The organism is Flavobacterium cutihirudinis (assembly GCF_003385895.1).
GTDB lineage: Bacteria > Bacteroidota > Bacteroidia > Flavobacteriales > Flavobacteriaceae > Flavobacterium > Flavobacterium cutihirudinis.
Genome location: NZ_QRDQ01000010.1, coordinates 54210 through 76332 on the forward strand (window position 1 = coordinate 54210; position 22123 = coordinate 76332).

Genomic DNA, 22123 nt, shown 5'->3' on the forward strand with positions numbered 1-22123 from the left:
TCAACATTTGTCCCGCTCTTCACTATATCTTTTATGGTGATCCCGAAGCCTCGGGACCACCATAAAAGGATGCCGTTTCTCCCGATAGCTATCGGGAGGGGCTAGACGAGAAAGTATCTTTTTCATAATTTTCCTAAGCAACTCTAAATGAATTTATTTAACATATTAAATTTTAAATGGCGACTTTTTACGTGTAGAAAGTAATATTTTTACGAGACAAATTCAAAAACACTTAATCAATAAATTATGTCGCTACTAATTCTTATTGCAGGGATTCTCTTATTATTGATTCTGATTTCCGTTGTAAAACTCAATGCCTTTATTTCCCTAATTATTGCCGCTTTCTTTGTCGGCATTTTCAAGCAGATGTCTTTTCCGGATTTAATAAATTCGATACAAGAGGGAATAGGAAGTACGTTAGGTTCTTTAATTTTAATTATTGCCTTTGGCGTTATTTTAGGAAATTTACTTTCTGATAGTGGCGCTGCACAGCGAATCAGTTCTGTCATGATTCGGTCTTTTGGCATTCAGCATATTAAATGGGCAATGGTTATAACTGGATTCTCTGTCGGAATTTCGATGTTCTACAATGCAGGGTTTATAATTTTGATTCCAATGGTTTTTGCCGTGGCCAAAAGCACGAAACAGCCTATCATTTATTTAGGAATTGCCATGGCATCGGCACTTTCTATTACGCATGGTTTTTTGCCTCCACATCCGGGTCCAACAGCAATTGCAGTTATTTTTAAAGCCAATATCGGAAAAACACTTCTTTACGGACTTATAGTTGCGCTTCCTGCACTTTTCATGGCCGGAATCATCTTTCCTGAATTTATAAAAAAAATAAATGCTTTTCCCCCAAAAGGATTATTCGACAGCAAAACTTTCACAGAATCAGAAATGCCTTCTTTTGCAATTAGTATTATAACGGCATTAGTTCCAGTTTTTTTAATGGCAACAGCTACGTTCAGTGAATTACTTTTGCCCAAAGAAAGTGTGTTACGTGCCGTGTTGCTTTTTATTGGAAATCCGTTGACTTCAATGTTAATTGCGATACTTTTTGCTGTATTTACCTTAGGCATTTTACGCGGAAGAAAAATGCAGGATATCATGGACAAATCGGGTAGTGCTTTAAGTGCGGCTACAATGATCATTTTAATAATTGCTGCCGGCGGCGCTTTTAAACAAGTATTAATTGACAGCGGAATCGGAACAGATTTAAGTACTTTTTTCGAACAATCTTATCTTTCTCCTTTATTATTAGGCTGGCTGATTGCGACTATTATTCGCATTGCTTTAGGATCTGCGACAGTCGCCGGATTAACCGCAGCCGGAATTGTTCAGCCTTTAGTGATTGCATCTGGTGTGAGTCCGGAATTAATGGTTTTGTCTATCGGCGCAGGAAGTTTAATGTGCTCGCATGTAAACGATACCGGGTTTTGGATGTTTAAGGAATATTTTGGCATCAGCGTGTCAGACACTTTTAAAACCTGGACGATTATGGAAACCATTATAGGAGTAATGGGATTAATTGGTGTATTACTTTTAAATTTATGGATCAAATAAATAATATGGAAGCATTGTATATTGGCATTGACATAGGAACAACAGCCACAAAAGCCGTTTGTTTTGATAAAAAGGGAAATGTGATCCGACAAATTACTAAGTCGTACGAAATGTATCATCCCAAGCCGGAATGGAGCGTTCAAAAACCACACGAAATTTTACAAACCGTAAAGGAATGTATTAACGAGATTACAAACGGAATTCAGCCTCAATTTATCAGTTTTAGCTCAGCGATGCAAAGTGTTATTGCAATTGACGAAAATGGAAAACCACTGACAGATGCTATTTTATGGGCAGATAACAGAGCAACGGAAATTGCTGAAAAACTTAAAAATTCAGATCAAGGAAAACACTTTTATCAAAAAACCGGAATACCAATTCATCCTTTTTCTCCCTTCACAAAAATTGCCTGGTTTAAAGAGTTTGACACTGAACTATTTTCCAAAACGTATAAATTCATCAGTATAAAAGAATATGTCTGGCATCATTTGACCAATGAATATTACACAGACACCTCAATGGCATCCGGAACGGGATTGTTAAACATTCATACTTTAGATTGGGATAAGGAAGTTTTGGATTTCTTAAACATAAAGCCACATCAACTATCTAAAGTTTGCGAAGTCACACATCAATGTAAAGGAATCTCAGATGATTTTCTTTATGTAATGGGCGGTGGAGACGGTGCGCTGGCCAATCTAGGAACAGGCGCCATGAACAAAAATTGTATTGCTTTAACTATTGGCACAAGCGGAGCAGTTCGACTGCCCATTGACAAACCGTATCTTGACGACCAAATGCGCACGCAGTGTTATCATTTAATAGACAATCAATATCTTACTTTAGGCGCTGTCAATAACGGTGCGATAATTTTACAATGGCTGAAAGAAACTTTGCTGAAAACGTCCCTATCTTTAGAAGTTCTTATTGAAGAAGCTGCAAAAATCCCTGCGGGTTCTGATGGACTGCTTTTTGTACCGTATTTATTGGGAGAACGCGCGCCAATCTGGGATGCCTCGGCTCAAGGAACCCTTTTAGGAATGCAGATCACGCACACGCAAGCACACTTGGTACGAGCCACTTTAGAAGGAATTTTATTTGGATTGTTTCAAATAACAGAAATTTTAATTCCGAATCCTGAACATAGAAAAGAAACAAAAATTATGGCCAGCGGCGGATTTGGCAAAAGCGAACTGTGGCTTCAAATGGTTGCTGATATTTTTCAGATGCAGGTTGAAACCTCACAAACTATCGAAGGATCTTCCTGGGGCGCTGTTCTTATAGGTTTAAGATCACTAGGCGAGGAAATCACAGATGATAACAAAACCGGACAAACCTATTTTCCTAATACGGAAAATAAAAGTGTTTATGAATTGGCGTTCAACAAGTTTAAAAAAGTATATCCTTTACTGAAGGATTTTTAAGAGTAAATGTGAATTTGCATTACGAGTATTAAAAGATAAAAATTGATTATTCGTATTATGAAACTGGACTGAAGTCCAGCTCTACAAAATAGTTCGAGCCTTTGGCTCTTTTATCTTAAAGGATATTTTTCAGGATTTTGAGAAGTATGAAAAACAGCATTTAGAAATACTGTTTTTGATAATTCATCAACAATGAAAAATGCAACGTATGGAAATTTTTTAAAAGGAAGATAACGATAGTTATTATCGTGAAATTGATAAAAATTACTTGTCTGTAAGGCTTTATAAACTTTTTTATAATCATTAAGAAAGTCTAAGGCAACTTTCTTGCTCGCTTTTAATATGTAATATTCAATAGCTTCTTCAATGTTTTTTATGGCAACAGGAGAAACGATAATCTTATAATTCATATTTCTTTTTTAAATCAGTGTAAACAGATTCAGCATCAGTGTAAAGATTTTTATCTGAAGTAACCTGATCATTTAAAATTTGTTGTTGTTCTTCAGATAATTCGTAAGGTTTTACATTTGCTATCTCAAATTTGATCTTTAGTGCTTTCATAAAAGCTTTTACAGCTTCAATTTGAGAAGCATCTTCTGTATATGCTGTGATGTTAATTGCTTGCATGATTTTCATTTACTAAAGTGAATAAACAAAGTTAAGACAAAACTCTAATTTTCATGTTAATGTCAATAATTTATTTCAATTATCCTTTTTAAGATTTGCATTTTCTACAGTGTAAAAAATGAAAGGAATAAATGTTTTTCAAAGACTTCAAAAATTCCGAAGGAATGATTTATATTGTAGGGCTGGACTTCAGTCCAGTCTAAATTGAATTGTATCAACGTTGAAAATTTTATTTTAAAATTGCATCCTAAAATAAAGTCCAGCTCTACAATATGGGTTGAGCCTTTGGCTCTTTTGAAATGTTTGTTTAATTCAAAATAACCACTTCCTCCGGTACTATAAACAAAAGTGTACAGCCATTTTTAGAAAAAACAGAGTGAGTACTTTGAGGTGGCATATATAAATAATCACCTGTTTTTAATTCGTCTTTTGCAGAACGGACTTCACCTTCAAGGACAAAGATTTCTTCTCCTCCTGGATGAAGGTGATTTGGGTATGAAGCTCCGGCTTCAAACTTTAATAAAAAAGTCTTTGGTCTGTTGGTGGTTTCGTCGAAGCATAACACTTTATAGAAAATGCCGTCTGTATTTACGCCTTCTTCGATAAGAGGTTTCCAGTTTAATTCGCTTGTTTTTGTGATTTGTTTTTCCATTTCAATTGATTTTAAATTGTTTAATTTTTTGAAAGAAATTCATCTAAGCTCCATTTGTATGTTTCGACTGTTGCTAAAAGAAATGCGCCCATCGAAAACACAAAAACAGAATAATCCAACGGTTCTTTTACACCAAAAGAATACGTCATGGCGAGCGCAAACAAAAAGGTTAAAATGGATGCGCCAATAGATGCAAATTTGGTTTTGTAGCCAAAGAGAAGGAGGATAGCCAAAAGTGATTCAGTAACTGTAGTAGTAATTGCAATAGCTGGAATACAGCTTTTTGGAGCAAAAGAATTTACTTTTTCGGCGTAAGCCAGAAAATTTTCCCAGCCAGAAGATTGATTACCCCAAAATCCCAATCGGCTACAAACGGCTGATGTAAATCCTGTGGACAAAGCAATTCTCAAAAGAAAAACTGCATAATCTTGATAACTTTTCATATACTATTTTGTTAGTAATTAATTAGATACAAAGATCGGGCGGAGGTTCTCCTTAAAGAATAGAGAATCTTGGAAAAAGCATGTAATTATGCTTGAAGTCATAAAGCCTTTTGACTATAAACGTATTATTTGTCATTTCGACGAAGGAGAAATGACATAAAATGGGCAAATTTCAGTATTGTGGGAAAATCTTAAAAAATAATCGCTACAATTGAACCAATTTTTCCTTATAAGATTTAGGAGAAATATTAGTATGTTTTTTAAAGAAATTCGAAAAATAAAATGGATCATTAAAACCCAAAGCATAAGCCGTTTCTTTTACCGATAATTTCTCGTAAGTAAACAAACGTTTTGCCTCAGAAATAATCAATCCGAAGATGATATTTTGAGCTGTTTTATTGCAATGTAGTTTTGAAAGTTCGTTTAGTTTGGCTTCGGTAGTGCCAATTATATTAGCAATTTCAGCAACCGAAAGATTTTTGTCAAAATTACCCCGAATGGCTTCAAGAAAATGAAGAAACAAAGCGTCTGGTTTGTAGATTTCTTCGCCCAATTTTATTTTAGAACGATTGATTTCTATTAAAATCAATTGAATTCTGGAATGAATAGAGATGAGGTATTGATATGGTTTTTCAATAAGTTCTTGCTGAATAAGTTGTAGTGAATCAACAACCAATTTGTCGTCGTCAACTTGAATTACTTCGTTCATTGCAAAATGACAGAACAAACTATTATGAAAAATGAGTTCGATATCATTATCATTTTTGCAGAAAAAATCATAAGTAAATTCCAAAACAAATCCGGTTGCGTTGTTGCTGTTTTTTATAAAATGAATTTGCCCGGAAGTTATCGTTAAGACCGAATTTGTGGTAATCGTATATTCGTTTTCATCTACAGAAAGTATCATTTCGCCCGATGTACAAAATAGAAGCACATATTTTAATACACGTCTCGGAATTTGTAAATCTTCTGCTTGCTCAAATGTTTTTATATCAATCATTTTTTTGTAATTACAGCATTGTAAAACAAATATATAACTTAAATTCCTTCCTTAGACGAGTGTTTTACTGGCGTCTGTTGATATAATTTAAGTTTGTCTAATTTCCTATGTATTGACGTAAATTTCTCTTGATAAGTAGTAAGTATTTAGTTGTAAAATACTCCTTTTGGCGTATTTTTTAAGTATGATTTTAAAATTAGTTTTGTTTACTCATAATAATAGACTTGCAAGCATATTTGAGTGAATTAATTAAATGGACCATTATCTGTTTATAACTAACCATCCCGAGAACTCAGCTCTAAAATCTGAAAAATGAAAAAAAATCTACTTGTCAGCTTTATTGGAATATTGATATTGTTTTTAAGTTCCTGTTCTAACGACGGAGCTCCTGATGAAGATCCTACTGAAATAATACCTCCGAACGAAAATAACCTAACAGAAATCTTGGTGATTCCGAATGCAACTTTAGTGAAATCAGAAAATATTCCTCTGTCTTCAGCAATTTTAGAAGCACCATTAATAACCAATATAGATACCAATATTTCCTATTCTTCGGGAAGTAAAATTGTTTTAGCAGCCGATTTTTATTCTCCCTTAAAAGCAAATTTAAAAGGGGCTTATGTACAAGTAAAAGGCTCGAATAGTTATTATGATGTAAGCATTGATTCGGATATTAATAACGGATTAATTTCGCTGCCTATTGGTTTGCCTGCTGTAGTTGAAGTAGATAATTTGGTTTTGATTTTAAAATTTTATGACAAGAGTGGAAAAATCAGCGCTATTACTGAAGTTAATGTAACGATTACAAAACCAGAGAATTGCGGTAAAACAAAAGTGTCTGGCGGTCACGGAATAACAAGTACTATTTTCACATTGCCGGAAACAGCCGGTCAGGTAAAAATAAGCTACGAAACGTATACCGTAAAAGATAAAATAGATATTTTTCAGAATGGGATTTGGATAGGAGGTACAGGTTCTAATACGGAAAGAGCAACATTAAGAAGAGCCTTAAATTGTTCTGCCGCAACTGAAGCTTTGGGTTATGTAGGCGAAAAAGGAGAATTTCTTTTTACTTATGATCCAAGTTTAGGAAAGGAAATTGAAGTGGTTGTGTCGGGTTGTGAAATGGGTGGAACGAAATGGGAATATGAATTTTCTTGCCCCGGAGATTTTACTCCCGAAGTTAAATTGCCAATAATTACAACAACAGCAGCCGATTTAGTTACACATAATTCAGCTACAACTGGTGGTATTATAGATGTTAATGAAGGTTCAGTTATTACAGAGCGTGGTGTAGTTTGGGATGTCAACACAAATCCAACGACTAACTTGAGTACAAAATCAATTGAAGGTAATGGGAACGATACTTTTTCTAGTAGTTTAAGCAACCTGTTGCCTAATACTACTTATTATGTAAGAGCTTTTGCCGTGAATAGTGATGGCACTTTTTACGGAAATGAGATTTCATTTACTACAAGTAGTCCTCCAGTGGTAATAAATTTAAGTCTTGATGGTAAATGGTTAAACTCAGCCGGCGTTGGAATAATCATTGCCGGTAATAATGGAACTTTGTATTCTTTCAGCCCGAATTGGGAAATTGCGAAAAACAAAGGCTACGTAGATGTTGGAAGCGTAAAAATGAAAGAGATAGTAAAAGTAAACGACAGGAAATGGAATTGTAAAGACTTGTATTTAACCACAACAAACGGCCAAATTGATGGTGTAACCTGGTCTTTTGACGGCACAATCACAATGAGTGCTGATGGTAAATCAATCACAGCGACTTCTACGGGACCAGTTTCCGGAAATGTAGGGTCTCTTGTTTATAATCGGGTAGATTAATTTGATACCGAAATTTCTAAGTTATATGTGATATTAGTTGATATTTTGAATTGTAATTAAATTTTCTCGTAATTCCGGTAACCGCTGGGATTACGGGATTTTTTTTATACAAAAAAAAATGGATTTAGTCGTGTAGTTTGTTATTTCGATCCCGAGGCTTCGGGAGAGAAATCTTCGCAAGGAGCTCTGCAAAGATTGGCGATTCAGAGATATTTTAAGGAAAAGTCAGGAGACTTTATCTAGTTTAGAATTTTTAAGAACATCAAAAAAAAACGCAAAGTCGGGAGACTTTGCGGAGCGGGGTCCAATATATAATTTAAATCACGGATTACGTTCTTTCATGCATCATTCAGGTTCGGAACCCCATCGTTTAGGTTCAGAACTCCATTGTTTAGGTCCGGAGCCTCAAATTTGAGGTCCGGAACCCCAAATTTGAGGCTCATGACGTCAAATTTTACGTCAGCCAACGTATATTTTGAGGTTCCGGACCTCAAATTTGAGGCTCCGAACCGAAAAATTGGGGTAAACAACCTCAACGATGGATCTTTAGACGTCATTTATGTAGAAAATTGTTCTATTTGCTTGGTTTATTTGTTAGCGCGAGCATCCCGCTCGGGCAAGATGCAATTGGTATTTTGAATTTCTTGCGTTCACGAGCGAGACGCTCGCGCTAGCGGGGTTTTTTTACATTAAATATATTTTTTATGGCTTATCGCGATAAGGACATCGAATTGAATTCTATTCGTATTTATTGTAGATGAACTACTTTCAGTTTTACCTCCAACTTGGAAAATTTGAGAAACAGTTATTTTACCTCCAATATCATCTTTATTTCCTTCATTGGATTGAACACCAATATCAAAATGAATTTTTCTATAACCATTTTCTACACCTTCTGAAGTAGGAGACTTTTGTTTAATGTAGTTGTGCCCCTCTATAAGACCATCTGTAATTTGCTTTATTGACTCTGATATGAATTCTTTTAGTTCCATTTTATAAATTATATATAAAGGTTTGAATAATAGTTTATTTTACATTACAATATTCAATTTCGTTAATTTTATCGATAGGGAAAACTATTGTTTTATCGTTAATTGAATCTAAAATGAAAACGAATGAAGAAGTTTTTCCAATAAATCTCAAATTAGAAGTTTTTTGTGCATCTATTGTTTTGTTATTATCGATATGTAAAATAACACTTTCTCGTTGTATGATTTTTTTACAATGAAATCCAACAGAAAGAGGAATAAGTAAAACCACAAATGATAGAGATATCATTATTCCAATCAAGTTTTGTTCATTTTCAACCTTATTATATTTTTTGGAATCAAAAAACAAATTATAAATTGAGAATTCAATAAAACTTAGCATAAGAATAGACACAATGATTATAGCAATAAATACCCTTAATGTTTCATTGCTATACATAATATAAAATATTATACCTATTACAATTGTCATAGGTATAATTCTTCTCTTTAATGACGTTTTAAAAATAGTTTTATCCCAATAACTGTTGTCTTTTTCTTGAAACATTTTTTTAATTCCAAAGTACAAAATAAGTAGGTAAATTAATGAAGCAATTGTATACTTCGAATAGATTATAGTTAAGTCTTCAAAACCTAAATAAGTACTAATATCTATATCAAAATTAAGATAAAAGGAAAAAACTCCCATATAAGTTATTGCTATAGATAATGGAACAGCTAGAAATATTAAATGTTTTAAATTATTAATTAATGATTCAAATGATGTGTTTGTCATATTTCAAAATTCTAGTTTTTTTGTCAAATATATTTATTTTTATTATAATTGATTTTGACCATGTTTTATACTTTTATTGAAAAAATATAAGAGGTGTATATTAAATATTATAAAGAAAAAATATAAGAAAGCAAAAAAAGGACAGTCCCTCCAATTAAAGAAGAACTGCCCTTTTAAGCAAATTTTTAAATTTGCATTCCTAAGAATGCGTACAGTTTTTGGGTAATCTACTAAAAAGAAGACTAAAACGCAGGTTATTCGTTTATGACATCGCCTTCCTTAGTTTCTTCGCTGGCAATTTTCACCAGTTTATCGTTTGGAGTCAAATCCCCGAAAATTTCGATTTTATCTTCGATTTCTCTTCCTTTTTTAATGTCAACTCTTGTTGCTTTATGGTTTACTACTTTCACCACATATATTCCTTCTGCAGAACTTACTACTGCCGATTTTGGTACTACAAAAGTGCTGTCTTTCGCGTTAAGCGGTAATAAAACTTCGGCAACCATTCCGGGTAATAAATTTCCTTTGGTGTTGTGAACGTCCATTTCAACTCTTTCAGAACGAAGTTTCAAATCTAATGCACCAGACATTCTGGTAATTTTAGCTGTAAAAGTTTCCGGTAACGATTTTACATTAAAACTCATTTCGTCGCCTGGGTGTAAATATCCTGTGTACAATTCCGGAACAGAAACCGCCAAACGCAATTTACTTTGCTCCTGAATCGTTAATAAAGGCAAATCTGAGCCTTTTCCTGCCGGTCCAACAAATGTTCCTAAATTCACATTTCTTGCGGCTACAACACCATCAAACGGAGCACGAATTTCTAAGTAACCTCTCATAATGGAAATTTCTTTATGAGCTGCAATTGCTGCTTGGTATTGTGCGTAATCAGAATTCTTTTTTCCGCTTGCCATTTCTAAGTCATTTTTAGAAATGGTTCCTTCTACTTTACTCGTTTCGTACAAACGGTTGTAAGTGCTTTTGCTGGTAGCGTAAATCGCTTCCATAGATTTCAATCTTGATTCGGCTGCAGCCACTTGCGAACTAATTTCAGGCGCTTCTAAAACAATTAAAAGCTGTCCTTTTTTTACTTTCGAACCAATGTCAACTTTAAGAGTTTTTACGAAACTGCTCACTTTTGCATACAAATCAACTTGTTGAAAACCGGTTAATTCGGCTGGTAAACGCAATTCTGTTGTTAGTTTTTCCTTCGCTAAAAGGAAAGTTTCTACTTTAGGTTCAATTTCCTGTGTTACTGTTTCTTCTTTTTTAGAATTACAGCTGTTTAAGAAAAATAATGCTGAAAAAACCAGCGCGCTATATTTTATAATTTTAGTGTTCATTTTTTGGTTTTAAAGATGAGATATAATGGATACTTTCTTCGTCTTCAGGATCTAAAGAAACAGATTGTGTCGATGTTTTTTCTTGTGCCCAGGCAAATATCTGAGGCAGAATAAGCAATACGGCAAAAGTAGAAAATAATAATCCGCCAATAACCGCTCTTCCTAACGGAGAAACCTGATCGCCACCTTCGCCATGACCAATTGCCATTGGCAACATTCCGGCAATCATCGCCACCGAAGTCATGATAATCGGACGAAGACGCAATGCAGCAGCTTCACGCGCAGATTCTAAGGCATTTCCGTTTATTTTTCGAAGCTGTTCGGCATTCGTCACCAATAAAACGGCGTTGGCAATCGAAACCCCAACCGACATGATAATTCCCATATACGATTGTAAGTTTAGCGTCGAACCTGTAAGCGTAAGCATTAATAAAGCGCCTAAAACTACCGCAGGAACTGTCGTTAAAATGACTAACGAAACTTTGAACGACTGAAAATTAGCGGCCAACATTAAGAAGATTACAAAAATAGCAACCAATAATCCAGTTTGCAAACTGCTTAATGTCTCGGTCAATACAGTACTTAGTCCAATTGGCGTTATAAACAAACCACGTGGTAATTCGCCAAGAGAACTAATAGTTTTGCTCACATCTTTAGAAGCGGTCCCCAAATCGGTCTGGAAGATGTTTGCAGTAACAGTAATGTATGGCATGGCCCCTAAATTGTCGTTTTCACCACTTACAAAGCCGGGTGTAATTTTAGCAACGTCACTTAAAACAGGACGAAGCGAGTTTTTCAATACCGGAATTTCTCCAATATCGGTTTTACTTTTCATTTTGTTTAACGGAACCTGAACCTGAACAGAATACGATAATCCTGCTTTTTCGTCAACCCAGTTGTTTTTTTCGGTATAACGTGAAGATGAAGTTGAAGCCACAAGCGAACGTGAAATATCGTTCATATCAACTCCTAATTCGGCAGCACGGGTTCTGTCAATATCAATATTCATTGCCGGATAATGAATCGGCTGACCAATTTGAACGTCTCTGAAATACGAAATCGCTTTCAGTTTTTCTACAATTTGATTCGCAAACAATTCATTTCGTTTTTTGTCTTTTCCGGCCACTCGAATTTCGATTGGAGTAGGAGAGCCCTGACTTAAAACTTTGTCGGTCAACTCGATTGGTTCAAAAGAAATTTTGGTATTAGGAAGTGCTTTTTTAAGTCTAGCTCTAAAATCGTCTTTAAAATCATCCATGTCTTCATGATAGTCTTTCAAACTCACCTGAAAAACGGCTTCGTGTGAACCTGCCATGAAAAGATAAATTGGGTTGATGGAGAACAACGAAGGGTGCTGACCAACATATACAGATGAAATTCCGATGTGTTCTTTACCCACTTTTTTCTCTAATTCTTTTAGAACAATTCGCGCTTGTTCTTCGGTTCTTTCTAAACGTGTTCCGTCAACAGCACGCATTCTCAATTGAAACTGACTTGAATTGGTTCTCGGGAAAACGTCTTTTCCGATAAAATTAATTAAGATGATTGCCAAAACAGTTGCAGAAACAAGATATACGATAGTCGTTATTTTTTTGTGAACAAACAAACGGTCTAATGTTCGCATGAAACGAATCTTGAAGCGTTCGAAAGCACTAATTTTTCCGTTGTTATTGGTATCTACTCTTTCTACATAATCTTTTTTCTGTGTAATCAGATTTTGTTCCGATTCTGGTGTTAAACCGCTGTCATTAAATTCAGCTTCATCATCTGTAATTTCCGGTCCGTGTTCGTGTTTGGCGTGTCCTTTCATCATCCAGTTGGCCATTACAGGAACAAATGTCTGCGAAAGCAAGAATGAAATTACCATCGAAAATCCAATTGCTAAAGCCAATGGCAAGAACAAAGCACCGGGAATTCCGACCATTGTAAATGCTGGTGCAAAAACGGCTAGAATACAAAGTAAGATCAATAATTTAGGTAAAGCAATTTCCTGACAGGCATCCCAAATGGCGAGTGCCTTGGGTTTTCCCATGTCGAGATGTTGGTGAATATTTTCAATGGTTACCGTACTTTCATCCACCAAAATACCAATCGCCAAAGCCAATCCTGATAATGACATTAAGTTGATGGTTTGCCCGAATAATTTCAGGAAGAAAACTCCGGAAATAATCGAAATCGGAATAGTCATAATTACAATCAAAGCCGCACGACGGTCACCCAAGAATAATAAAACCATTAATCCTGTTAGAACCGCACCAATTATTCCTTCAGTAATCAAACTTTTAACCGAGTTGATTACATAAACCGACTGGTCAAATTCATACGTAATGTTTACATCTTCAGGAAGTGTACTCTGAATTTTAGGTAATTCCGATTTTAATTTCTGAACCACATCCCAAGTCGAAGCGTCTCCCGCTTTTGCGATACTAATATAAACCGAACGTTTTCCGTTTACCAAAGCATAACCCGCAGTAATATCGGCACCATCTTTTACTGATGCAACATCGCCTAATTTTAAGTTCTGAACACCGCCTTTGAATAACGGAATCTGCTCAAAATCCTTAATTTCTTTAATTGTATTGTTGGTTGGCGTAATATAGTTTTTATCGCCCATACGAACGTTTCCTGAAGGAGCCGTTTGGTTGTTCAAACGAATGGCTTCAACAATTTGATCCGGTGTCATATTGTGCGAACGCAATAAATCCGGATCTACGTTTACCTCAATAGTTCTTGGGCTTCCGCCAAAGGGAGCCGGAGATAATAAACCAGGAATCGAAGTAAAGGAAGCACGAACATAAACGTTGGCTAAATCCTGTAATTCGTTGTTTGAACGTATTTTACTGCTCAAAACCAATTGACCAATTGGAAGTGAAGAAGCATCAAAACGAATGATAAACGGAGGCTGTGTTCCCGGAGGAAAAGCCGCTTGAATTCTGTTTGAAAGCGCACTTAACTCGGCTGCAGCCTGAGCCATATTGGTTCCTTCATAATAGGTTAATTTCATAATCATTAACCCCTGAATATTTTTGGTTTCTACCGATTTGATACCGTTTGAGAAAGGTAAAACGTTTACGTAGTTTTTGGCAAAATAAGCCTCCATCTGATCTGGCGTATAACCTCCAAATGGGTGCGCAATATAAATAACCGGCAAATTCATTTTTGGCAGAATGTCTACCTTAATGTCTTTGATGGCACCAATTCCGAAGAAAAATAGACCCGCAACCAATACTAAAATGGAAATGGGTTTGCGGAGTGCAAAACGTATTAAATTCATTAGGATTTATAATTAAAATTCATTTATAAATAAGTCAAAATTTCCTGTTGCAGCGACTTTCAATAAGTACGATTGCCACACATTATTATTGACAATATCTCGATCGATTTCAGCGCGATTTAACGTAAACATAGTTTGAGTCAAATCGGTTAAATCGGTTAAACCATTTTTGTACAATGTCGATTTCTGGATGTAAGCTCTTTTTGCTGCATCAACCTGAATTGGCGCTTCGGCATAATTTTCCAAAGTAATTTTGATTTTATCTTCGGCAAAAGTTAGCTGCGATTTCAATTCTCTGTCAGCCTGATTGTACTCTTCCTGCAACGCCTGAGAAACAAATTTCTGAGCGCTTACTTGTTTGCTTGAGCGGAAAGGCGTGGTTAAATTCCACGTAATTCCAACACCAACCAAATAATTGCTGCGATCGGGATTTACACCATCCCAGTAATTTCTGCTAAAAGCATGTTGGTCTGTCGCATAACCATTCTCAAATCCAGAAGCTCTGGTTTGTAAAACCCCAAAAGCACTCATTGTTGGATAATAGAAACGTTTGTACAATTTAACCTGTTGGTTGCTGTAATCGATTTTGGTTTTATAGAATTGTAATAAAGGGTGAAGACTATCCGGTGCACTTTCTTTTGTTACCAATTCTTTTGGAATCTGAGTGACAAAAAGTGTATCTGTAACAAAATCTTGGGGCGCAACGCCCATTAAATCTACTAATTTATTGTTTTGTTCCTTAACGAAGTTTCTGGCTAAGTTTAAAGCTATTTTAGCTTTTGAAACTTCGGCTGTAGCCAATGTAGAATCCACTCCGGCCAATAATCCGTTTTTAACTCTCGCGACGGCTGTTTTTTTGAAAACTTCGGCACGATCCAGATTTTTCTGCTGCGAAATCAACAATCTTTGGCTTGCCAATAAATTCAAATAAGCAGCGGAAATTTTGATTTCCTGTTGGAATTTTTCCTGCTGTAAATCTTTTTCTTTGGCCTGAACATCAATTTTAGATAAATTGATTTTTTCCTGTGTTTTTCCGAAAGTGAAAAAATCCCAGTTCATGTTGACTAAATAAAGTGCGCCAAAAGCCGAATTCCAGTTTTGTTCTGGCAACGGAAGACCTGATGAAGCAACTCCTAAACCTCCAAATCCGTAAAGCGGTCCGTTTTGTCCGTTTACGGTTCCGTAATCCTGCTGTGCCGATAAATTTAAATTTGGCAAGTAATCACGGCGAGATTGTTTCAGCGTCTCTTTGGATGCATTGGTGTAATTGTTTTTTGCCCTAATTGAACCGTAGTTTTCAAGACCTGTTTTTATTGCTTCTTTTAAAGACAGGGTTTGAGCATAACCGATTGAGGCAAAAATCAAGAAAAATAATAAGGTAATTTTTTTGAAATACATAAACTCAAAGTGTGATATGAAATGTTTTTGATGAAACAAATTTATTTCTCTTACACTGATAAAAGTCATGTTAAGTGATGTACTGCACTAGTAAATGACCAATTGAATTGGTCATTTTTTGAAAAAAATAATTAAATATTTGTTCGTACTTTGTAAACTATTTCAAAATTAAGAATGAACAAAAGAATTGATAATATACTGGATAACAAATGGTGGCAGGAAGTTGCCGTTGTCCTTTTTTCCTTTACGATTTATACCTTAAAAAATGATTGGATGTTATTTAGTTCGTTCATTTCTATTTTAATGGGTATATTTTTCTATTGCATTTTATACATGCATGCGCAGTTTAACCGTTTTTTTCTGCTTCCGATTTTATTCAAATCCAATAAACCTTTCACTTATATTATTTTAACGCTCTTTGGGGTTTTTGTATTTTCTGTTGTTTTATATGAAATTACAATGCTCGATATGTTTGCAAAATGCCATTTGTATCAAAACTCACATCAAAGAAGTTATGCGTACCAATTGGCAAGTGTTTTAGGAACTTTGGTCTGTATTCTGAGTCCGATTATTGTATTTAAGTTTTATCGTATTCACAGAAAACAAACGGATGCGGCTTTATTGTTTAATCAAATGCAGTTGAACTCTTTGAAAGGACAATTAAATCCGCATTTTTTATTCAATACATTTAATACGCTTTACGGAATCAGTCTTCAATTTCCGGACAGAACACCCGATTTAATTATGAAAGTTTCGCAATTAATGCGTTATCAATTAGAAAGTAACAGTAAACAATGCGTGTCTTTAGAAGATGAATTGGAGTTTATAAACAGTTATGTTCAGCTTGAAAAAGAGCGTGTTGGATATCGTTGTGATATCACTTTTGAAAGTAATGTGGATAACGAAAATGCGTACAAAATTTCGCCAATGCTTTTAATTGCATTTATTGAAAATGCTTTTAAACACGGTACTTGTGCTATTGAAAAATGCTTTGTCAAAATAACAATTTCAGTTGAAAACGGAGTCCTGCATCTTCATGTTGCAAATTCAATTCCGAAGAAAAACGATGTTATTTCGACCAAAATCGGTTTGAAAAATACAATTGAACGTCTGAATTTAATTTATGGAAAAGACTATAAATTAGATGTAAAAGATGATAAACAAAATTATATTGTAGATTTGGAAATACAGCTTAAAAAGTTTGTAGGATGAGAGACACAAAGAGATGCATTATAATTGATGATGAACCCGCTGCACATTATGTTTTAGCCAATTACATCAAGCAAAATCCGCAGTTGGAATTGGTTTTTCAAGGTTATAATGGCATTGAAGCGATGAATTTTCTAAGAGAAAATACTGTCGACTTAATGTTTCTCGATATTAATATGCCTGAGATTTCAGGAATGGAATTACTTAAGATTTTACCAAATCCTCCCAAAACAATTTTGACAACTGCTTATTCAGAATTTGCTCTTGAAAGCTACGATTATGGTGTAATTGATTATTTGCTGAAGCCTATTTATTTTCCAAGGTTTTTAAAAGCGATCGACCGTTTCTTTTCAATGGATACAACTAAAGCCAAAGAAGAAGAAATTATAAATTCGGTAAGTGTAAAAGTGGACGGCTATTTTATCGATATTGAACTAGATCAACTTTTGTTTGCTCAGAGTTTTGGGAATTACGTAAAACTTCACACAGCAAAAAGAACGTATCTAGCTTCGATAACCACAACTGAACTGGAAAAATGCCTTCCCGAAAAAAACTTTATGAGAATACACAAGTCTTACATTGTTGCACTGGATAAAATCGAAGAGACGGAGAAAGATTTTGTGGTTATTAAACAAGAAAAACTTCCAATTGGTATTACCTATAAGAGAGAATTATCGGATCGACTTAAGAAGTAGTTATTAATTGTGAGTTATTATTTATGTTGAGATTGCGACTGAGAACTGAGAGAAAAAAATATAAAAACTAATTTGTTCTTCATTTAAAAGTAGTACTTTTAATACGTTATTTTAGGGAGTATTAATTTGTAAAATGATGAATTATGAAAAATGTTTTACCAGTTATTCTTTTTTTATGCAGTAGTTTTCTTTTTGCTCAGGAAGGAACAAACATGAAAAAAGTAGTAACACCTCCGGAAAAGGTACGATTTGCTTTTGAAAAAGAATACCCGGAAAAAACGGCAGTTTGGTCTGAGGAATATGTAGGTGATGATGATGACGAAGTTCGATATGAAGCAAAATTCAACACAGAAAAGAACGAGAAAGCATTGGCGGTTTATGATAACCTAGGCGTTTTGAAAGCATTTGAATTGCAAATTCCCTTAAAGCAGCTTCCGCTAAAAGCACAGACTTATTTGAAGCAAAATTATTCGCCAAAAGCGATTAAAGAAATAGCGATTGTTGTTGATGATAAAAGTAAAACTACTTATGAAGTTGGTGTCGCAAAAGATTCTAAATTTTATGATGTTGTATTTGACAAAAATGGCGGATTTGATGTCATAATAGAAAAAAATTAAAACAAGCTTACTTACTAATTCAACTATATTCGAAATGACAAACCCGATAAGTTTTTAAGGCTTATCGGGTTTTGTTTTTAGTTAATTTTTTTTGTTTCAAGTTTCAAGTTTCACGTTCAAACTTGAAACCTGAAACCTGAAACTTGAAACTTGAAACTTGAAACTTGAAATTTTTTACAACATCATTCCTCCAGAAACTTCTATTCTTTGTGCATTTATCCATTGTGCATCTTCGGTACATAAAAAGGCCACTACACCGCCAATATCATCAGGAAGACCAACTCTTCCTAAAGCCGTTACAGAAGCAATTTGCTGATTCATCTGCTCATTGTCGCGAACTACGCCACCGCCAAAATCAGTTTCGATAGCGCCGGGAGCCACTACATTAGCTCTAATTTTTCTAGCACCCAATTCTTTTGCCTGATATTTTGTCAAAGTTTCTATAGCGCCTTTCATTGAAGCATAAGCGGCGTAACCAGGAAAAGAAAATCTTGCTAAACCAGTAGAAATGTTTACAATTCCTCCGCCATCATTCATTACGTTTAATCCTTTTTGAGTTAAGAAAAATGGACCTTTGAATTGAATATTCGTCAACTGATCAAATTCGGCTTCAGTTGTTCCAATAAATGAATTGTGAATTCCGATTCCGGCATTGTTCACTAAAAAGTCAAATTTATCGGTTTTGAATGTGTTTTTTAAAACAGTTTTTACGTTTTCAAAAAAAGCATCAAAAGTTCCTGATTCTGCAACATTAAGCTGTAATGCAGCTGCTTTTTGACCTAAACTTTCAATTTCCGAAACCACAGCGTCTGCTTCTTCTTTTTTGCTGTTGTACGTGATAATTACATCAAGTCCTTTTTTAGCAATTGCAATTGCCATATTTTTTCCTAAACCTCTGCTACCGCCTGTAACTAGAGCTATTTTTGTATTTACTGCCATGTTATTAATTGTGAATTGTTAATTGTGAATGTTCAATTGTAAATGTTCAATTGTAAATTATGAGATGCGAATTCTTGTTTTTTTATAATTCACAATTCATAATTTACAATTAATAATTAATTGTGCATTGCATTAAAATGATTTCTCAAATCTTCTGCGCTTGCATTTAATCTGGTTTCGCTTGTACCGAAAGTTAGTTCTTGTTTTCCGTCTTTTAATTGTTCGAAAATCGATTCGATAAAACTGCTCACGCTTGGATGTGCGTCGTGAAGACCAATTCCGCCTAAATCAGTATTTAAGGCTGGTGGAATAATTTCGACTACTTCAATATTTTTAGCTTTTAATAAATGACGAAGCGAAAGTGTAAACGATCTAAAAAACGCTTTTGTAGCCGAATAAACCGGAACTTTTGCGAAAGGAGAAAAGGCTAACCCAGAAGTTACATTCATCACGGTTTTAAGAGCTGGTAACTGAATAAATAGTGAAGTTAAATGCAGTGGAGCTTCAATATTGGTGCTGATTTCAGTTTTCATACTTTCGTAAAAATCTGCATCAGTAACCGAAACCCATTTTTGAATTCCCGCATTATTGATCAAAACGTTTAAATCAGGATGATTCTCTTTTATCCATTCATAAAGTGCGATTCGTTCCTGTTCTATAGACAAGTCACAAACTTTTGTAATAACAGAAGGAAATTTTGCTTTTACTTCGTTTAAAACAGATTCTCTTCTACCGCAAATAATTACAGTATTGTTTTCCTGAATAAATCGTTCGGCAAGCCCAAGTCCGATACCGCTTGCACCGCCGGTAATTAAAATTTTGTTGTTTGATAAATTCATCTTTTCGTTCTTTTAATTTGATGAGACAAAGGTAGGAGCGAAGTAGAGTTGGGGAGTTGTAAATATCAAATAGATGTTTGCGAAATTCAAATCATGATGATTTAAATTCAATTTTTTTAAAGTTCCAAATTCCAAAACTTTGTGGAGCTTCTTGCGGAGATCCTTCGTTCCTCGGGATGACAAACTGTATGGTTACAGCTCGTAAAACCTGAAACTTGAAACTTGAAACAAAATTTAACTCCTGAAAGCAATCGGCGCAAAAGAAGTTTGTTTTTTAAAGAAATTAGAGAAATGCGCTAATTCTTCGAAACCAAGTGAGTAGGCTATTTCTGAGATATTCCAGTCGGTTTGTTTTAAAAGTATTTTGGCTTCGTTTGTTAATCGGTTTGTAATTAATTCGGTTGTGGTTTTTCCGGTGTTTTCCTTTAAGACCTTGTTTAAATGATTCACATGAACGGATAATCTTTCGGCAAAATCTTTGGCTGTTCTCAATTCCAATCTTTGATTTGGTGATTCTATTGGGAATTGTCTTTCTAATAATTCGGCAAATAAAGAAGAAACTCTCGCTGCCGAATTGTGTTTGGAATATAAAGCTGTAATAGGTTGTAATTTTTGACCAAAGTGAATTAACTCAGCCACATAATTTCGAATTAAATCGTATTTATAAATATAATCAGAATTAATTTCTTTTTGTATCTTTTTGAAAATCAAAGCAACTTCTTCAACTTCTTCATCAGAAAGCTGAAAAATTGGATAGCCATCTGAAGCAAAAATAGGAAGTTCGTCCAGATCAATTCCGCTTTTGCTTTTGGATAAAAATTCGCTCGTAAAAACACAAAATTGGCCACCTTGATTGGTGTCTTGCGGTAAATAGTTGTAAGGAATTTTTGGTGTAGCAAATAGTAATCCTTGTTTTTCGATTTCGATTACTTTATCGGCATATTCGGCTTTATTGTGGCCGCGTATCAAACTTATTTTATAATAAGCTCTTCTGTCGTAAGGCATTCCGGGTTTTCCTTTCATACGCTCCAGAAGTTCTTTGATGTCGAAAACATTAAAATGCCCGATTTCTTTCTGAATGTCATTTGGTAATAAGGAAGTAGGATCAACAGTTGAGCCTTCGGTAATATCTTGGTAAAATGAATCTAAGGATTTCATATCGTAATGAATTGCGAAATTCAAATATACGAAAAAAAGTTATTTGGTTTTTTGCCACGAAGGCACTAAGGCACAAAGTTTTTTATGTTGTTGTGGAATTTGATTTGTTTTGCACTCCAATCGTTGAAACCATTGACTGCGTTTTTTCGCATTTGAGGAATTACTTAAAAAACTTTGTGCCTTAGTGCCTTCGTGGCAGAACAATTAAAACAAACTTCCCTGAACAAGTTCAGGTTCTGGATTACTTCCAAAAGGAAAAGAATCAATTACAAAAAACTGTTTTACTTTGGGATCAAATTCTCTTAGAACAATTTCATTACATTCAAATTGAAGATCAATTGTAGTAAAAATTTCGGAAGCTATTTTAAGATTTTCTGGAGTTAATCGGCGTCCAATTGATAAGTGCGGAATATCACTTTTATGCTTTAAAGACTTGAATGTTTCATGAGTTTTTTTCATGATGGGCACGAGATTCTTCTTCGATTCTTCGGTTACGCCAATAAAAAAAGCACCAGCATTCGGGAAAGAATCAAAATGATTTAAAACAACTTGAAAGGGTGTAAAAGTATCCGAAATTTGAGAAAGTTTTTGTTTGATTGCATCAAGTTGCGACTCATCAATTTCAAATTCGCAAATCGTAATATGTGCTTCAGAATTACAGCTGTTGTACCATTTAATTTTAATCCTTAAACGATCTTTTAGTTCTTTAACAGGCTCAACGAGCGCTTTAGAATAGAATACAACTGAATATGTTTTTTTCATTATTTGAGACTTTAAACAACAAATTTAAAGTTTTCCCTTCAAATATAATCGATGCATAATTTCCGATTTTAATAAACCGCTTCCACCTCCAAAATGCTCAATTACTTCAACATCTGGCTGATTTTTTAAACAGAAAGAAGTGAATTCTTTTTCGACATGATCTTCGATTCCGGAGCTCAAAAGAACAATGTCAATTTTGTTGTTTTGAAAGTATTCCTGGGCTTCTTTTTCATTGTTAAATGAAACCGCATTCCAGTTTTCATCTGCATTTACAAGGCGCAATAAAATGGCTAAAATGGCTTCGTTTTTTCCGAGTAATAAGAATTCGAGAGTTTTCATAACGGCTCAATTTTTAAACAAATTTAAAAGTAAAAAACATCTTCCGACTTAATCTAGAATAAGAAATGATTAAGAACTGCGATTTTTGGCTTGTTTACTGTTTTTTTTAATTTTTTTGTACAACTATTGAAGTTTTAACTAATCTGTTAATCAATTAATTATGGGTAAATGTAGGTTTTAGTGTTTTAAATTAATGCTAAGATTTTGTTAGAATGAGGAAAACCGTAATGTT

21 protein-coding genes are annotated in these 22123 nt (G+C 34.5%); 6 read left to right on the top strand and 15 right to left on the bottom strand.

Annotated features, from left to right (window positions below; genetic code table 11):
• Nucleotides 1–246: 246 nt before the first annotated feature.
• Both BD847_RS14965 and BD847_RS14970 read left to right on the top strand, forming a co-directional pair.
• Entirely contained in the window at nt 247–1566 is a 1320-nt protein-coding gene (locus tag BD847_RS14965) for a gluconate:H+ symporter (RefSeq protein ID WP_115889078.1), read from the top strand.
• Entirely contained in the window at nt 1554–2990 is a 1437-nt protein-coding gene (locus BD847_RS14970) for a gluconokinase (RefSeq protein WP_115889079.1), read from the top strand. Before BD847_RS14965 ends, BD847_RS14970 begins: the two co-directional genes overlap by 13 nt.
• A gap of 110 nt (nt 2991–3100) precedes the next feature.
• Here the strand turns inward: BD847_RS14970 and BD847_RS14975 are convergent, their stop codons facing one another.
• The 5 genes from BD847_RS14975 to BD847_RS14995 all read right to left on the bottom strand — a co-directional run bounded on the left by BD847_RS14975 (nt 3101) and on the right by BD847_RS14995 (nt 5712).
• Complete coding sequence (locus BD847_RS14975) at nt 3101–3400, bottom strand: type II toxin-antitoxin system RelE/ParE family toxin (RefSeq protein ID WP_115889080.1); 300 nt, start codon at nt 3398–3400, stop codon at nt 3101–3103.
• Complete coding sequence (locus BD847_RS14980; RefSeq protein ID WP_115889368.1) at nt 3390–3617, bottom strand: DUF2683 family protein; 228 nt, start codon at nt 3615–3617, stop codon at nt 3390–3392. Before BD847_RS14980 ends, BD847_RS14975 begins: the two co-directional genes overlap by 11 nt.
• 307 nt (nt 3618–3924) lie before the next feature.
• Nucleotides 3925–4269, bottom strand: a complete 345-nt coding sequence (locus BD847_RS14985) for a cupin domain-containing protein (protein WP_115889081.1) — start codon at nt 4267–4269, stop codon at nt 3925–3927.
• 20 nt (nt 4270–4289) lie between these two features.
• Complete coding sequence (locus BD847_RS14990) at nt 4290–4712, bottom strand: DoxX family protein (RefSeq protein ID WP_115889082.1); 423 nt, start codon at nt 4710–4712, stop codon at nt 4290–4292.
• A gap of 205 nt (nt 4713–4917) precedes the next feature.
• Entirely contained in the window at nt 4918–5712 is a 795-nt protein-coding gene (locus BD847_RS14995; RefSeq protein WP_115889083.1) for a helix-turn-helix domain-containing protein, read from the bottom strand.
• 312 nt (nt 5713–6024) lie between these two features.
• Between BD847_RS14995 and BD847_RS15000 the strand changes: the two genes are divergently transcribed.
• Entirely contained in the window at nt 6025–7554 is a 1530-nt protein-coding gene (locus BD847_RS15000; protein WP_115889084.1) for a hypothetical protein, read from the top strand.
• A 689-nt stretch (nt 7555–8243) separates the two neighbouring features.
• Here BD847_RS15000 and BD847_RS15005 read toward each other — a convergent pair.
• The 5 genes from BD847_RS15005 to BD847_RS15025 all read right to left on the bottom strand — a co-directional run bounded on the left by BD847_RS15005 (nt 8244) and on the right by BD847_RS15025 (nt 15333).
• The gene (locus tag BD847_RS15005; protein WP_115889085.1) at nt 8244–8546 is read right to left on the bottom strand and encodes a hypothetical protein; all 303 of its coding nucleotides are present in this window, start codon (nt 8544–8546) and stop codon (nt 8244–8246) included.
• A 34-nt stretch (nt 8547–8580) separates the two neighbouring features.
• Nucleotides 8581–9318, bottom strand: a complete 738-nt coding sequence (locus tag BD847_RS15010) for a hypothetical protein (protein WP_115889086.1) — start codon at nt 9316–9318, stop codon at nt 8581–8583.
• Between the two features lie 254 nt (nt 9319–9572).
• Complete coding sequence (locus tag BD847_RS15015) at nt 9573–10661, bottom strand: efflux RND transporter periplasmic adaptor subunit (RefSeq protein ID WP_115889087.1); 1089 nt, start codon at nt 10659–10661, stop codon at nt 9573–9575.
• Nucleotides 10651–13935, bottom strand: a complete 3285-nt coding sequence (locus BD847_RS15020; protein WP_115889088.1) for an efflux RND transporter permease subunit — start codon at nt 13933–13935, stop codon at nt 10651–10653. Before BD847_RS15020 ends, BD847_RS15015 begins: the two co-directional genes overlap by 11 nt.
• 12 nt (nt 13936–13947) lie before the next feature.
• Complete coding sequence (locus tag BD847_RS15025) at nt 13948–15333, bottom strand: TolC family protein (protein ID WP_115889089.1); 1386 nt, start codon at nt 15331–15333, stop codon at nt 13948–13950.
• 174 nt (nt 15334–15507) lie between these two features.
• Between BD847_RS15025 and BD847_RS15030 the strand changes: the two genes are divergently transcribed.
• From BD847_RS15030 to BD847_RS15040, 3 genes are all read left to right on the top strand, one after another.
• A complete protein-coding gene (locus BD847_RS15030) occupies nt 15508–16545 on the top strand; it encodes a sensor histidine kinase (RefSeq protein ID WP_115889090.1) in 1038 nt (345 codons plus the stop codon).
• A complete protein-coding gene (locus tag BD847_RS15035) occupies nt 16542–17237 on the top strand; it encodes a LytR/AlgR family response regulator transcription factor (RefSeq protein WP_115889091.1) in 696 nt (231 codons plus the stop codon). Before BD847_RS15030 ends, BD847_RS15035 begins: the two co-directional genes overlap by 4 nt.
• Before the next feature lie 143 nt (nt 17238–17380).
• The gene (locus BD847_RS15040) at nt 17381–17854 is read left to right on the top strand and encodes a hypothetical protein (protein WP_115889092.1); all 474 of its coding nucleotides are present in this window, start codon (nt 17381–17383) and stop codon (nt 17852–17854) included.
• Nucleotides 17855–18028: 174 nt separating this feature from the next.
• Here BD847_RS15040 and BD847_RS15045 read toward each other — a convergent pair whose 3' ends face one another.
• From BD847_RS15045 to BD847_RS15065, 5 genes are all read right to left on the bottom strand, one after another.
• On the bottom strand, nt 18029–18793 hold the full coding sequence (locus BD847_RS15045) for an SDR family NAD(P)-dependent oxidoreductase (RefSeq protein WP_115889093.1): 765 nt from the start codon (nt 18791–18793) through the stop codon (nt 18029–18031).
• 116 nt (nt 18794–18909) lie between these two features.
• Nucleotides 18910–19632, bottom strand: a complete 723-nt coding sequence (locus tag BD847_RS15050) for an SDR family oxidoreductase (protein WP_115889094.1) — start codon at nt 19630–19632, stop codon at nt 18910–18912.
• A gap of 234 nt (nt 19633–19866) precedes the next feature.
• Nucleotides 19867–20790, bottom strand: a complete 924-nt coding sequence (locus BD847_RS15055; protein WP_115889095.1) for a helix-turn-helix domain-containing protein — start codon at nt 20788–20790, stop codon at nt 19867–19869.
• 204 nt (nt 20791–20994) lie between these two features.
• A complete protein-coding gene (locus tag BD847_RS15060; RefSeq protein WP_115889096.1) occupies nt 20995–21552 on the bottom strand; it encodes a 2'-5' RNA ligase family protein in 558 nt (185 codons plus the stop codon).
• Between the two features lie 24 nt (nt 21553–21576).
• On the bottom strand, nt 21577–21891 hold the full coding sequence (locus BD847_RS15065; RefSeq protein WP_115889097.1) for a hypothetical protein: 315 nt from the start codon (nt 21889–21891) through the stop codon (nt 21577–21579).
• Between the last annotated feature and the right edge of the window lie 232 nt (nt 21892–22123).

What these genes read in the sequence shown, in the direction of transcription:
- BD847_RS14965 (WP_115889078.1), top strand. Translation starts at nt 247, where the DNA reads ATGTCGCTACTAATTCTTATTGCAGGGATTCTCTTATTATTGATTCTG.
- BD847_RS14970 (WP_115889079.1), top strand. Translation starts at nt 1,554, where the DNA reads ATGGATCAAATAAATAATATGGAAGCATTGTATATTGGCATTGACATA.
- BD847_RS14975 (WP_115889080.1), bottom strand. Translation starts at nt 3,400, where the DNA reads ATGAATTATAAGATTATCGTTTCTCCTGTTGCCATAAAAAACATTGAA.
- BD847_RS14980 (WP_115889368.1), bottom strand. Translation starts at nt 3,617, where the DNA reads ATGCAAGCAATTAACATCACAGCATATACAGAAGATGCTTCTCAAATT.
- BD847_RS14985 (WP_115889081.1), bottom strand. Translation starts at nt 4,269, where the DNA reads ATGGAAAAACAAATCACAAAAACAAGCGAATTAAACTGGAAACCTCTT.
- BD847_RS14990 (WP_115889082.1), bottom strand. Translation starts at nt 4,712, where the DNA reads ATGAAAAGTTATCAAGATTATGCAGTTTTTCTTTTGAGAATTGCTTTG.
- BD847_RS14995 (WP_115889083.1), bottom strand. Translation starts at nt 5,712, where the DNA reads ATGATTGATATAAAAACATTTGAGCAAGCAGAAGATTTACAAATTCCG.
- BD847_RS15000 (WP_115889084.1), top strand. Translation starts at nt 6,025, where the DNA reads ATGAAAAAAAATCTACTTGTCAGCTTTATTGGAATATTGATATTGTTT.
- BD847_RS15005 (WP_115889085.1), bottom strand. Translation starts at nt 8,546, where the DNA reads ATGGAACTAAAAGAATTCATATCAGAGTCAATAAAGCAAATTACAGAT.
- BD847_RS15010 (WP_115889086.1), bottom strand. Translation starts at nt 9,318, where the DNA reads ATGACAAACACATCATTTGAATCATTAATTAATAATTTAAAACATTTA.
- BD847_RS15015 (WP_115889087.1), bottom strand. Translation starts at nt 10,661, where the DNA reads ATGAACACTAAAATTATAAAATATAGCGCGCTGGTTTTTTCAGCATTA.
- BD847_RS15020 (WP_115889088.1), bottom strand. Translation starts at nt 13,935, where the DNA reads ATGAATTTAATACGTTTTGCACTCCGCAAACCCATTTCCATTTTAGTA.
- BD847_RS15025 (WP_115889089.1), bottom strand. Translation starts at nt 15,333, where the DNA reads ATGTATTTCAAAAAAATTACCTTATTATTTTTCTTGATTTTTGCCTCA.
- BD847_RS15030 (WP_115889090.1), top strand. Translation starts at nt 15,508, where the DNA reads ATGAACAAAAGAATTGATAATATACTGGATAACAAATGGTGGCAGGAA.
- BD847_RS15035 (WP_115889091.1), top strand. Translation starts at nt 16,542, where the DNA reads ATGAGAGACACAAAGAGATGCATTATAATTGATGATGAACCCGCTGCA.
- BD847_RS15040 (WP_115889092.1), top strand. Translation starts at nt 17,381, where the DNA reads ATGAAAAATGTTTTACCAGTTATTCTTTTTTTATGCAGTAGTTTTCTT.
- BD847_RS15045 (WP_115889093.1), bottom strand. Translation starts at nt 18,793, where the DNA reads ATGGCAGTAAATACAAAAATAGCTCTAGTTACAGGCGGTAGCAGAGGT.
- BD847_RS15050 (WP_115889094.1), bottom strand. Translation starts at nt 19,632, where the DNA reads ATGAATTTATCAAACAACAAAATTTTAATTACCGGCGGTGCAAGCGGT.
- BD847_RS15055 (WP_115889095.1), bottom strand. Translation starts at nt 20,790, where the DNA reads ATGAAATCCTTAGATTCATTTTACCAAGATATTACCGAAGGCTCAACT.
- BD847_RS15060 (WP_115889096.1), bottom strand. Translation starts at nt 21,552, where the DNA reads ATGAAAAAAACATATTCAGTTGTATTCTATTCTAAAGCGCTCGTTGAG.
- BD847_RS15065 (WP_115889097.1), bottom strand. Translation starts at nt 21,891, where the DNA reads ATGAAAACTCTCGAATTCTTATTACTCGGAAAAAACGAAGCCATTTTA.